Source organism: Pseudomonas sp. zfem002 (genome assembly GCF_032621685.1).
Lineage (GTDB): Bacteria > Pseudomonadota > Gammaproteobacteria > Pseudomonadales > Pseudomonadaceae > Aquipseudomonas > Aquipseudomonas japonica.
Genome location: NZ_JAVYJH010000018.1, coordinates 60,920 through 72,495, shown reverse-complemented (window position 1 = coordinate 72,495; position 11,576 = coordinate 60,920). Strand labels below are relative to the sequence as shown.

12 protein-coding genes are annotated in these 11,576 nt (G+C 59.7%); all 12 read right to left on the bottom strand.

Translation table 11 applies throughout. The annotated features are described in order from the left end of the window. Positions 1-98: 98 nt before the first annotated feature. Entirely contained in the window at positions 99-1,934 is a 1,836-nt protein-coding gene (gene glmS / locus RTI28_RS19710; protein WP_316921999.1) for a glutamine--fructose-6-phosphate transaminase (isomerizing), read from the bottom strand. Between the two features lie 3 nt (positions 1,935-1,937). Further along, a complete protein-coding gene (locus RTI28_RS19705) occupies positions 1,938-2,714 on the bottom strand; it encodes a DeoR/GlpR family DNA-binding transcription regulator (RefSeq protein WP_316921998.1) in 777 nt (258 codons plus the stop codon). 195 nt (positions 2,715-2,909) lie between these two features. Continuing rightward, positions 2,910-4,277: a bifunctional UDP-N-acetylglucosamine diphosphorylase/glucosamine-1-phosphate N-acetyltransferase GlmU gene (gene glmU, locus RTI28_RS19700; protein ID WP_316921997.1), complete on the bottom strand. Its 1,368-nt coding sequence runs from the start codon at positions 4,275-4,277 to the stop codon at positions 2,910-2,912. 123 nt (positions 4,278-4,400) lie between these two features. Continuing rightward, positions 4,401-4,820, bottom strand: a complete 420-nt coding sequence (locus tag RTI28_RS19695) for a F0F1 ATP synthase subunit epsilon (protein ID WP_316921996.1) — start codon at positions 4,818-4,820, stop codon at positions 4,401-4,403. Between the two features lie 44 nt (positions 4,821-4,864). Continuing rightward, positions 4,865-6,241 carry a F0F1 ATP synthase subunit beta gene (atpD, locus tag RTI28_RS19690; RefSeq protein WP_316921995.1) on the bottom strand — a complete coding sequence of 459 codons (1,377 nt, stop codon included), beginning with the start codon at positions 6,239-6,241 and terminating at the stop codon, positions 4,865-4,867. Between the two features lie 27 nt (positions 6,242-6,268). Further along, on the bottom strand, positions 6,269-7,129 hold the full coding sequence (atpG, locus tag RTI28_RS19685) for a F0F1 ATP synthase subunit gamma (RefSeq protein ID WP_316921994.1): 861 nt from the start codon (positions 7,127-7,129) through the stop codon (positions 6,269-6,271). Between the two features lie 50 nt (positions 7,130-7,179). After that, entirely contained in the window at positions 7,180-8,724 is a 1,545-nt protein-coding gene (atpA, locus tag RTI28_RS19680; RefSeq protein ID WP_316921993.1) for a F0F1 ATP synthase subunit alpha, read from the bottom strand. Between the two features lie 21 nt (positions 8,725-8,745). Further along, positions 8,746-9,282 (bottom strand): F0F1 ATP synthase subunit delta, encoded by a 537-nt coding sequence (locus RTI28_RS19675; protein WP_042121650.1) that lies wholly within the window; start codon positions 9,280-9,282, stop codon positions 8,746-8,748. 12 nt (positions 9,283-9,294) lie between these two features. Continuing rightward, the gene (locus RTI28_RS19670; protein WP_028942553.1) at positions 9,295-9,765 is read right to left on the bottom strand and encodes a F0F1 ATP synthase subunit B; all 471 of its coding nucleotides are present in this window, start codon (positions 9,763-9,765) and stop codon (positions 9,295-9,297) included. A gap of 57 nt (positions 9,766-9,822) precedes the next feature. Beyond that, positions 9,823-10,080: a F0F1 ATP synthase subunit C gene (atpE, locus tag RTI28_RS19665; protein ID WP_003097235.1), complete on the bottom strand. Its 258-nt coding sequence runs from the start codon at positions 10,078-10,080 to the stop codon at positions 9,823-9,825. 145 nt (positions 10,081-10,225) lie between these two features. After that, on the bottom strand, positions 10,226-11,095 hold the full coding sequence (atpB, locus tag RTI28_RS19660) for a F0F1 ATP synthase subunit A (protein ID WP_316921992.1): 870 nt from the start codon (positions 11,093-11,095) through the stop codon (positions 10,226-10,228). A 16-nt stretch (positions 11,096-11,111) separates the two neighbouring features. Continuing rightward, complete coding sequence (locus RTI28_RS19655) at positions 11,112-11,519, bottom strand: F0F1 ATP synthase subunit I (RefSeq protein WP_009402534.1); 408 nt, start codon at positions 11,517-11,519, stop codon at positions 11,112-11,114. Positions 11,520-11,576 lie beyond the last annotated feature (57 nt).

Genomic DNA, 11,576 nt, shown 5'->3' with positions numbered 1-11,576 from the left:
GCGCGTTGTGTCAAACTTTAATAGCTTGTGTCAAACTTTATTATTTTGTGTCAATCTTTATTATTCAAAGCCAGCTTTGAGTGCTGAAGGTCAGTTACTTACTCAACGGTAACCGACTTCGCCAAGTTGCGCGGCTGGTCGACGTCGGTGCCCTTGAGCACGGCAACGTAGTACGACAGCAGTTGCAGCGGGATGGTGTAGAGGATCGGCGCCAGCGCATCGGCGATGTGCGGCATGGCGATGACGTGGGTGCCTTCGCCATTGCTCATGCCGGCCTGCTCGTCAGCGAACACCACCAGCTGGCCGCCGCGGGCACGGACTTCCTGCAGGTTGGACTTGAGCTTCTCCAGCAGTTCGTTGTTCGGCGCCACGGTCACCACCGGCATGTCGTCATCGACCAGGGCCAGAGGACCATGCTTCAGCTCGCCCGCAGGATAGGCTTCGGCGTGGATGTAGGAGATTTCCTTGAGCTTGAGGGCACCTTCCATCGCTACCGGGAATTGCGCGCCACGGCCGAGGAACAGGGTGTGGTGCTTGTCGGCGAACAGCTCGGAGATCTTCTCCACGGTGGCATCCATCGCCAGGGCTTCGCCCAGGCGCACCGGCAGGCGGCGCAGTTGCTCGACCAGTTCGGCTTCGACGCCAGCGCCCAGGGTGCCACGCACCTGGCCCAGGGCCAGGGTCAGCAGCATCAGCGAAACCAGCTGGGTGGTGAAGGCCTTGGTCGAAGCGACACCGATTTCCGGACCGGCCAGGGTCAGCAGGGTCAGGTCGGATTCACGGACCAGCGAGCTGATGCCGACGTTGCAGATCGCCAGGCTGCCGAGGAAACCCAGCTCCTTGGCATTGCGCAGGGCAGCCAGGGTGTCGGCGGTTTCGCCGGACTGGGAGATGGAGACAAACAGGGTGTCCGGCTGCACCACCACCTTGCGATAGCGGAACTCGCTGGCGACTTCGACCTGGCACGGAATACCGGCCAGCTCTTCCAGCCAGTAACGGGCGACCATACCAGCGTGGTAGCTGGTGCCGCAGGCGACGATCTGGACGTTGCGGACCTTGGCAAACAGCTCGGCGGCTTTCGGACCGAACGCCTGGACCATCACATGATCGCTGCCCAGACGGCCTTCCAGGGTGCGCTGGACCACGGTTGGCTGCTCGTGGATTTCCTTGAGCATGAAGTGGCGGTACTCGCCCTTGTCGGCGGCTTCGGCACCTTCGTGGTACTGCACCACTTCACGCTGCACGACAGCGCCGCTGGCGTCCCAGATGCTCACCTGTTCACGGCGGATGTCAGCGATATCGCCTTCTTCCAGATACATGAAGCGGTCGGTGACCTGGCGCAGGGCCAGTTGGTCGGAGGCCAGGAAGTTCTCGCCCAGGCCCAGGCCGATCACCAGCGGGCTGCCACTGCGCGCGGCGACCAGGCGATCAGGCTGCTTGGCGCTGATCACGGCCAGGCCATAGGCACCATGCAGTTGCTTGACCACGGCCTTGAGCGCGTCGGCCAGGTCGGGAATGGACTTCAGGGTGTGATCCAGCAGGTGCACGATCACTTCGGTGTCGGTTTCCGAGCTGAACACGTAACCCAGCGACTTCAGGTTTTCCCGCAGCACTTCGTGGTTCTCGATGATGCCGTTGTGCACCACGGCCAGTTGATCGCCGGAGAAGTGCGGGTGAGCGTTGTGCTCGGTCGGCGCACCGTGGGTGGCCCAACGAGTGTGGGCGATGCCCAGTTGGCCAGCCAGCGGATCGGCGACCACGGCGGCCTGCAGTTCGCTGACCTTGCCGATGCGACGGCGACGCTCGAGGGCGCCCTGCTGGGTGTAGACGGCCAGACCGGCGCTGTCATAGCCGCGGTACTCCAGACGCTTCAGTCCTTCGATCAGAATGGCGGTGATATTGCGCTCGGCGACGGCGCCAACGATTCCACACATAAGTTAATGCTCCTGGCTGATAGCGGCACAAATCACGTTGATGCCGCGGGCTTCAATCTGTTCGCGTGCCTCACGGGGCAGGCGTTCATCGGTAATCAGGGTATTCACGCTGCCCCAAGGCAGCTCGAGGTTGGGGATCTTGCGCCCGACCTTGTCCGACTCGACCATCACGATCACTTCGCGAGCCACCTCGGCCATCACCCGGCTCAGGCCGAGCAATTCGTTGAAGGTGGTCGTGCCGCGGACCAGATCGATGCCGTCGGCACCGATGAACAACTGGTCGAAATCGTAGGAGCGCAACACCTGCTCGGCGACCTGGCCCTGAAAGGACTCGGAATGCGGGTCCCAGGTGCCACCGGTCATCAACAGCACCGGCTCGTGCTCCAGTTCGCTGAGGGCGCGGGCGACGTTCAGCGAATTGGTCATCACCACCAGGCCCGGCTGCTGGCCCAGTTGCGGGATCATCGCGGCCGTGGTGCTGCCACTGTCGATGATGATCCGCGCATGCTCGCGAATCCGCGAAACCGCGGCGCGGGCAATGGCTTTCTTGTACTGGGACACCCGCTGGGCCTGATCGGCGATCAGTTCCTGCGGCAGGGTGACTGCGCCACCATAGCGACGCAGCAGCAGGCCATTGCTCTCCAGCGCAGCGAGATCCTTGCGGATGGTCACTTCGGACGTTTCGAAACGCCTGGCCAGCTCATCCACACTGACTTCGCCCTGCTCATTGAGCAAGGCGAGGATATTGTGGCGACGCTGAGGGGTGTTTCGTTTCGACATTCGCGCTTAAGTTTCGGTTCGAAAGATAATGGCGGCAATCAAAACTCAAAGTGCTCATCGGGTCAAGACACAATTCGAAAAAAAGGCGTTGTGAATAACATTATCCCCAGCCTGGCCTTTTCCACAGCGATTCAAGAAAGAGAAAGGCCGACTCCTGCACAGCACGAGTCGGCCCTTTTTCACGCTGTGGATATCTCAGCTCTTCTTGATCTTCTCCGGCCGCTTCCAGCCGTCGATGTTGCGTTGACGCCCGCGACCGACCGCCAGTTGGCCAGCTTCGACGTTCTGGGTAATGGTCGAACCGGCCGCAGTGGTGGCACCCGCCTGGATATCCACAGGGGCGACCAGCGAGTTGTTGGAGCCGATGAACACGTCTTCACCGAGGATGGTCTTGAACTTGTTCGCGCCATCGTAGTTGCAGGTGATGGTGCCGGCACCGACGTTGGTGCGCGCGCCGATCTCGGCATCGCCCAGGTAGGTCAGGTGACCGGCCTTGGCGCCTTCGCCCAGATGGGCGTTCTTCAGCTCGACGAAGTTACCCACATGGGCCCGGGCGTCCAGCACGCTGCCAGGACGCAGGCGCGCGAACGGACCGGCATCACTGCCCTCGCCCAGCACGGCACCTTCGATATGGCTGTTGGCCTTGATGATTGCGCCCTTGCGCAGGGTGCTGTTCTTGATCACGCAGTTCGGACCGATCTGCACATCGTCCTCGATGACCACCTTGCCTTCGAGAATGACGTTGATGTCGATCAGCACGTCGCGACCGACGGTGACCTCACCGCGCACGTCGAAGCGTGCCGGATCACGCAGGGTCACACCCTGGGCCATCAGACGGCGAGCTGCACGGAACTGGTAGTGGCGCTCCAGTTCAGCCAGCTGGCGACGGTCGTTGGCGCCCTGCACTTCCATCGGGTCGTGCGGTTGCTCGGTGGCGACCACCAGGCCATCGGCCACCGCCATGGCGATCACGTCGGTCAGGTAGTACTCGCCCTGGGCATTGTCGTTGGACAGGCGGCCCAGCCACTCGGCCAGGCGCTTGCCCGGTACCGCGAGAATGCCGGTGTTGCCTTCGCGGATGGCTTTCTGCGCTTCGCTGGCGTCCTTGTGCTCGACGATGGCGGAAACCTTGCCATCGGCGTCGCGAACGATGCGGCCGTAGCCGGTCGGGTCGTCCAGGGTGACGGTGAGCAGGCCCAGCTGTTGATCGTTGACCTTGGCCAGCAGGCGCTGCAGGGTCTCGACCTCGATCAGCGGCACATCGCCGTACAGGATCAGCACGGTATCGGCGCTCAGCGCCGGCAGTGCTTGGGCAACCGCGTGACCGGTGCCCAGCTGTTTGTCCTGGAGAACGAAATTCAGATCGTCCGCGGCGAGACGGTCCCGCACCAGCTCGGCACCATGGCCGATCACGACGTGAATACCTTGCGGCTGAAGCTGACGAGCGCTGTGGATAACATGCCCGAGCATGGAATCACCGGCGACCGGATGAAGAACCTTGGGCAACGCGGAACGCATGCGCGTGCCTTGGCCCGCAGCGAGGATAACGATATCGAGAGACATTGACTGGCTACCAATCCTGGGTGGTCAGCGCTGTGACCGGAAGAAATACAGCGGAAAAAGAAAAAGGGTAGCCGAGGCTACCCTTTAACTCAATCGCTTCGGAAATGACCGGCTTGATGCCAGTTACTTCCCGCGGCGAAGTTGCTGGACGGTACGCAGCTGGGCTGCGGCCTCGGCCAGACGTGCGGCGGCGGCACCATAATCGAAATCCGCGCCTTTTGCATTCAGGGCATTTTCAGCAGCTTTCACTGCTTCCAGCGCCTGAGCTTCATCCAGGTCACCAGCGCGCTGCACGGTGTCGGCGAGAACCTTGACCATGTTCGGCTGGACCTCAAGGAAGCCACCGGAGATGTAGAACACCTCCTGCGAACCGCCTTGCTTGGTCAGCGTGATCGGACCCGGCTTGAGGTTGGTGATCAACGGCGCGTGACCCGGGGCGATACCAAGATCACCCAGGTTGCCGTGTGCAACCAACATCTCGACCAGACCGGAGAAGATCTCTCCTTCCGCGCTGACGATATCGCAATGGACTGTCATAGCCATTTGCTTGCCTCGACCTGATTAGCGCCCCTTTCGGGGCGCCGGGATTACAGTTTCTTGGCTTTCTCGATCGCTTCGTCGATGCTGCCGACCATGTAGAACGCTTGTTCTGGCAGGTGGTCGTAGTCACCTTTGAGGATGCCGCTGAAGCCAGCGATGGTGTCTTTCAGGGAAACGTATTTGCCTGGAGAACCGGTGAAGACTTCTGCCACGAAGAACGGCTGGGACAGGAAGCGCTGGATCTTACGAGCACGGGCAACCAGTTGCTTGTCGGTCTCGGACAGCTCGTCCATACCCAGGATCGCGATGATGTCCTTCAGCTCCTTGTAGCGCTGCAGAACATACTGAACGCCACGAGCGGTCTCGTAGTGTTCGGTACCGATCACCAGCGGGTCCAGCTGACGGGAAGTCGAGTCCAGTGGGTCTACCGCTGGGTAGATACCCAGGGAAGCGATGTCACGGGACAGTACGACGGTGGCGTCAAGGTGGGCGAAGGTGGTCGCTGGCGACGGGTCGGTCAGGTCGTCCGCAGGTACGTATACGGCCTGGATCGAGGTGATCGAACCTTCCTTGGTGGAGGTGATGCGCTCTTGCAGAACGCCCATCTCTTCAGCCAGGGTCGGCTGGTAACCTACTGCCGAAGGCATACGGCCCAGCAGTGCGGATACTTCGGTACCGGCCAGGGTGTAACGGTAGATGTTGTCGACGAACAGCAGAACGTCGTTACCTTCGTCACGGAACTTCTCGGCCATGGTCAGGCCGGTCAGCGCTACGCGCAGACGGTTTCCTGGTGGCTCGTTCATTTGGCCGTAAACCAGGGCAACCTTGTCCAGTACGTTGGAATCCTTCATCTCGTGGTAGAAGTCGTTACCCTCACGAGTACGCTCACCCACGCCGGCGAACACGGAATAACCGCTGTGCTCGATGGCGATGTTACGGATCAGTTCCATCATGTTTACGGTCTTGCCGACACCGGCACCACCGAACAGGCCAACCTTACCACCCTTGGCGAACGGGCAAACCAGGTCGATAACCTTGATGCCGGTTTCCAGCAGGTCGTTGCCGCCTGCCTGGTCAGCGAAGGAAGGAGCGGCGCGGTGGATACCCCAGCGCTCTTCTTCACCGATCGGGCCAGCTTCGTCGATCGGGTTGCCGAGGACGTCCATGATCCGGCCCAGGGTCGCTTTACCGACCGGTACGGAGATAGGAGCCTTGGAGTCGATCACGTCCAGACCGCGCTTCAGGCCTTCGGTCGAGCCCATCGCGATGGTACGAACGACGCCGTCGCCCAGCTGCTGCTGAACTTCCAGAGTGGTTTCCGCGCCTTGTACTTTCAGCGCGCTGTAGACATTCGGCACGACGTCACGTGGAAATTCCACGTCGATGACGGCGCCGATGATTTGAACGATACGTCCGCTACTCATAGCTGGATCCTCTGAATATTTGAACCGTTAAACCGCGGCAGCGCCGCCGACGATTTCCGAGATCTCTTGGGTGATCGCAGCCTGACGCGCCTTGTTGTAGATCAGCTGCAATTCGCTGATCAGATCACCGGCGTTGTCGGTGGCGTTCTTCATTGCGATCATCCGGGCAGCTTGTTCAGCTGCGTTGTTCTCGACCACCGCCTGGTAGACCTGCGACTCCACGTAACGCACCATCAAGCCGTCCAGCAGCTCCTTGGCGTCAGGTTCGTAGAGGTAGTCCCAGTGGTGCTTGAGTTCTTGATCCGGGGTTGCCACCAACGGAATCAACTGCTCGACCGTTGGAGTTTGCGTCATGGTATTCACGAACTTGTTCGAGACCACCGACAGACGATCGATACGACCATCCAGGTAAGCGTCCAGCATGACCTTGACGCTGCCGATCAGATCATTGATCGACGGCTCTTCGCCCAGGTGGCTGATTGCAGCGACGACATTGCCGCCAAAGCTGCGGAAGAATGCCGCACCCTTGCTGCCGATTACGCACAGATCGATTTCGACGCCTTGTTCGCGGTTTACCGACATGTCCTTGACCAGGGCCTTGAACAGGTTGGTGTTCAAGCCACCGCACAGACCACGGTCACTGCTCACCACGATATAACCGGCGCGCTTCACAGGGCGGTCGATCATGAACGGGTGACGGTATTCCGGGTTGGCGTTGGCAAGATGACCAATCACCTGGCGGATGCGCTCCGCGTAGGGACGGCTAGCAGCCATGCGCATTTGAGCCTTGCGCATCTTGCTGACCGCCACTTTTTCCATGGCGCTGGTAATTTTTTGCGTGCTTTTGATGCTCGCAATCTTACTGCGAATCTCTTTTGCGCCTGCCATGTAACACCTATCAGGTTAGCAAGCGGGGGCTGCAAAGCCCCCGCTGCGGCTTACCAGGTTTGGGTGGCCTTGAACTTCTCGATACCGGACTTGATGCCAGCATCGATTTCGTCGTTGAAGTCACCCTTCACGTTGATCTTCGCCATCAGGTCGGCGTGATCACGGTTGAAGTAAGCGATCAGCGCTTGTTCGAAGCTGCCGATCTTGGCGATTTCAACGTCGGTCAGGAACCCACGCTCAGCGGCATACAGCGACAGCGCCATGTCAGCGATGGACATAGGAGCGTATTGCTTCTGCTTCATCAGCTCGGTAACACGTTGACCGTGCTCGAGTTGCTTGCGGGTGGCTTCGTCCAGGTCAGAAGCGAACTGGGCGAATGCCGCCAGTTCACGGTACTGAGCCAGAGCGGTACGGATACCACCGGAGAGCTTCTTGATGATCTTGGTCTGAGCGGCACCACCCACACGGGATACCGAAACACCGGCGTTCACTGCAGGACGGATGCCCGAGTTGAACATGGCCGATTCCAGGAAGATCTGACCGTCGGTGATGGAGATCACGTTGGTCGGAACGAACGCGGAAACGTCGCCAGCCTGGGTTTCGATGATCGGCAGTGCGGTCAGGGAACCGGTCTTGCCAGTTACAGCACCGTTGGTGAACTTCTCGACGTACTCTTCGGAAACGCGCGATGCACGCTCCAGCAGACGGGAGTGGAGATAGAACACGTCACCTGGGTACGCTTCACGTCCTGGTGGACGGCGCAGCAGCAGGGAGATCTGACGGTAGGCAACGGCCTGCTTGGACAGGTCATCGTAGACGATCAGCGCGTCTTCACCGCGGTCACGGAAGAACTCGCCCATGGTGCAACCGGCGTATGGCGCCAGGAATTGCAGTGCGGCGGATTCCGAGGCACTGGCAACGACCACGATGGTGTTGGCCAGGGCGCCGTTTTCTTCCAGCTTGCGAACGATGTTGGCAACGGTGGAACGCTTCTGGCCGACAGCGACATAAACGCAGAAAATACCGGAGTCTTTCTGGTTGATGATGGCGTCGATGGCCATGGCGGTCTTGCCGATCTGACGGTCACCGATGATCAGCTCGCGCTGGCCACGGCCGACAGGAATCATGGCGTCGACGGACTTGTAGCCAGTCTGTACAGGCTGGTCTACCGACTTACGCCAGATCACGCCTGGAGCAACTTTCTCGACCGCGTCGGTCTCGGTGTTGTTCAGCGGACCTTTGCCGTCGATCGGGTTGCCCAGTGCGTCAACGACGCGACCCAGCAGTTCCTTACCAACAGGAACTTCCAGGATGCGGCCGGTGCACTTGGCGCTCATGCCTTCGGCGAGGGTGTCGTAGGCGCCCAGTACTACCGCACCAACGGAGTCCTGCTCCAGGTTGAGGGCCATACCGTAGACGCCGCCTGGAAACTCGATCATTTCGCCGTACATAGCGTCGGCCAGACCGTGAATCCGCACGATGCCGTCGGAAACGCTGACGACAGTACCTTCGTTGCGGGCTTGGGAGGCTACATCGAGTTTCTCGATGCGGCCCTTGATGATTTCACTAATTTCGGAAGGATTGAGTTGCTGCATTGCTCTGCTGCCCCTTCAAACTCAAGATTTCAATGCTTCGGCCAGTTTCGCGAGCTTGCCGCGAACCGAGCCATCGATTACCAGGTCGCCGGCGCGGATCACGACACCACCGATGAGGGAGGCGTCCTCCGTCGCATGCAGGCGCACTTCCCGGCTGAGCCGTGCACTGAGAACCTTGGCGAGTTTGTCTTGCTGTTCTTGGTTCAACGCAAAAGCACTGGTGACTTCCACGTCCACGGATTTCTCTTGTTCGGCCTTGTACAGGTCGAACAGAGCCGAAATCTCCGGCAACAGCTGGAGACGGTCGTTTTCCGCGGCAACATGAATGAAATTCTGTGCCTGTGCATCGAACTTGTCACCGCACACGTCGATAAACGCGGCGGCCTTGTCTGCGCTCGTCAGTCGCGGGGCCTTGAGCAGGCGCTGCATGGTGTCGTCTTGCGACACCGCAGCAGCCAGGCCGAGCATGGCTGACCAATTGGCCAGTTGCTGATGGGCCTGGGCGTGCTCGAAGGCAGCCTTAGCGTAAGGTCGGGCCAACGTGGTCAGTTCTGCCATGATCGCCCTCGCTTAAATTTCAGCGGCCAGTTTGTTAACCAGCTCCGCATGCGCGTTTTGATCGATAGTGGCGCCAAGGATCTTTTCAGCACCGCCAACGGCCAGGCTACCCACTTGGGCGCGCAGCGCGTCTTTGACGCTGTTAATTTCCTGCTCGATCTCGGCTTGAGCCTGGGCCTTCACACGGTCAGCTTCGACGCGGGCCTGATCACGGGCCTCTTCGACGATCTGCGCACCGCGCTTCTTGGCTTGCTCAATGATTTCAGCTGCCTGAGCTTTCGCTTCGCGCAGTTGCTGACCCGCTTTGTCTTGGGCCAGCTCCAGGTCGCGAGCTGCTCGGTTGGCAGCGTCCAGTCCGTCCGCGATCTTCTTTTGACGCTCCTGCAGAGCCGCGATGACCGGAGGCCACACGAACTTCATGCAGAACAGCACAAAGATGAAGAAGGCAACAGACTGGCCAATCAGGGTTGCATTAATGTTCACGCCAACACCTCGCTCGGTCTTTGTCCATCACATCCAACCACTCGAAAAATCGAGTGATTAGCCAGCGATTTGACCAACGAAGGGGTTCGCGAAGGTGAAGAACAGAGCGATACCAACACCGATCATGGTTACGGCGTCGAGCAGACCGGCAACGATGAACATTTTAACTTGCAGCATTGGAACCATCTCTGGCTGGCGAGCAGCGCCTTCCAGGAACTTGCCGCCCAGCAGGCCGAAACCAATGGCGGTACCCAGAGCACCCAGGCCGATCAGCAGAGCAACAGCGATAGCGGTAAGACCAACTACAGTTTCCATCTTTCCTCCCGACTTTTACGTCGTATTGGTTAGGTTTTTTAGTTTGAAGCGGTAAAACAAAATCGTTTGGTACAACGATGCCCTTGCGGACTTTTTCGACCCTCTCTCACACCGACAAGAGGGTCATCAGACACGCCAGGCGGTCTTAATGGTTATCTTCGTGAGCCATCGACAGGTAGACGATGGTGAGCATCATGAAGATGAATGCTTGCAGGGTGATGATCAGGATGTGGAACACCGCCCACGCCCATTGCAGCACCACGCCCAGACCGCTGAGCCACAGCAGGCCGGCGCCGAACATCACGGCGATCAGGATGAACACCAGCTCGCCGGCGTACATGTTGCCGAACAGACGCAGGGCCAGCGAGATCGGCTTGGCGATCAGGGTCACGAATTCCAGCAGGAAGTTGACCGGGATCAGCAGGATCTGCACGAAGATGTTCTTGCTGCCGAACGGATGCAGGGTCAGCTCGCCGAGGAAACCGCCCAGGCCCTTGACCTTGATGCTGTAGAAGATGATCAGGGCGAACACGCAGAAGGCCATGGCCAGGGTGGCGTTCGGGTCGGTGGTGGATACGGCGCGGAACGGGATGTGGTGATCACCGGAGATCCATACCGCCAGTTGCGGAATCCAGTCCACCGGTACCAGGTCGATGGCGTTCATCAGGAACACCCAGACGAAGATGGTCAGCGCCAGCGGGGCAATGACCGCGCTACGGCCGTGGAAGGAATCCTTCACGCTGCCGTGGACGAACTCGACCAGCACTTCGACGAAGTTCTGCAGACCGCCGGGCAGGCCGGAAGTCGCTTTTTTCGCCGCGGCGCGGAACAGGAGGATGAAGATCAGACCCAGGCCGAACGACCAACCCAGGGTGTCCACGTGGAACGCCCAGAAGCCCATTGCCTTGGCTTCTGCTGCGCTGTGGGCAAAGCCCCAGCCGCCGTCTGGAAGTTGACCGAAGGTCAGGTTCTGCAAGTGGTGCTGGATATAGCCCGAAGCCGTTGTTTCTGCCATGTTTGCCTCAAACGCCCTAAGGTCTCGAAAGTCTTGTTTTCATCAGCAGGGGCGCGAACCAGCTGACCAGTTGGGTCAGCAAGAAGACGCCGAATACTGCTAATGGCGCCAATGGCTTCACTCCTGCGAACGTCAGTGCAAACAGCACCGCCGTCAAAATCAATTTGCCCGCCTCGCCTGCGTAGAACGACTTGACGATGGCTTGCGCTGCCCTGGCCCCGGTAAACCTGAAGGCCTTCCAGGCGAAATACACATTCGGTAGCCAGGCGATCAGTCCTCCGCAGAGGCCTGAATATCCGCTGACTGTCCCGCGCCACTGCCACAAAGCCAAAGCTGCCAACAGAAACACGACACATTGGGCCAGCAGTACCGGGAAAACCGCCCAGCGATGGAAAGGCAGGCGGTTTGGCGTGCGGGTTTCCATCAAAACTGCTCCCCCGAAGTCGGCCAACCAGTCAACTATGACTTGGCATAATTTGTG

Bases quoted from the DNA above. Each gene is read 5' to 3' on its own strand.
- RTI28_RS19675 (WP_042121650.1), bottom strand. From the start codon at position 9,282: ATGGCAGAACTGACCACGTTGGCCCGACCTTACGCTAAGGCTGCCTTC.
- atpB (WP_316921992.1), bottom strand. From the start codon at position 11,095: ATGGCAGAAACAACGGCTTCGGGCTATATCCAGCACCACTTGCAGAAC.
- glmS (WP_316921999.1), bottom strand. From the start codon at position 1,934: ATGTGTGGAATCGTTGGCGCCGTCGCCGAGCGCAATATCACCGCCATT.
- atpD (WP_316921995.1), bottom strand. From the start codon at position 6,241: ATGAGTAGCGGACGTATCGTTCAAATCATCGGCGCCGTCATCGACGTG.
- RTI28_RS19705 (WP_316921998.1), bottom strand. From the start codon at position 2,714: ATGTCGAAACGAAACACCCCTCAGCGTCGCCACAATATCCTCGCCTTG.
- atpG (WP_316921994.1), bottom strand. From the start codon at position 7,129: ATGGCAGGCGCAAAAGAGATTCGCAGTAAGATTGCGAGCATCAAAAGC.
- atpA (WP_316921993.1), bottom strand. From the start codon at position 8,724: ATGCAGCAACTCAATCCTTCCGAAATTAGTGAAATCATCAAGGGCCGC.
- RTI28_RS19695 (WP_316921996.1), bottom strand. From the start codon at position 4,820: ATGGCTATGACAGTCCATTGCGATATCGTCAGCGCGGAAGGAGAGATC.
- atpE (WP_003097235.1), bottom strand. From the start codon at position 10,080: ATGGAAACTGTAGTTGGTCTTACCGCTATCGCTGTTGCTCTGCTGATC.
- RTI28_RS19655 (WP_009402534.1), bottom strand. From the start codon at position 11,519: ATGGAAACCCGCACGCCAAACCGCCTGCCTTTCCATCGCTGGGCGGTT.
- glmU (WP_316921997.1), bottom strand. From the start codon at position 4,277: ATGTCTCTCGATATCGTTATCCTCGCTGCGGGCCAAGGCACGCGCATG.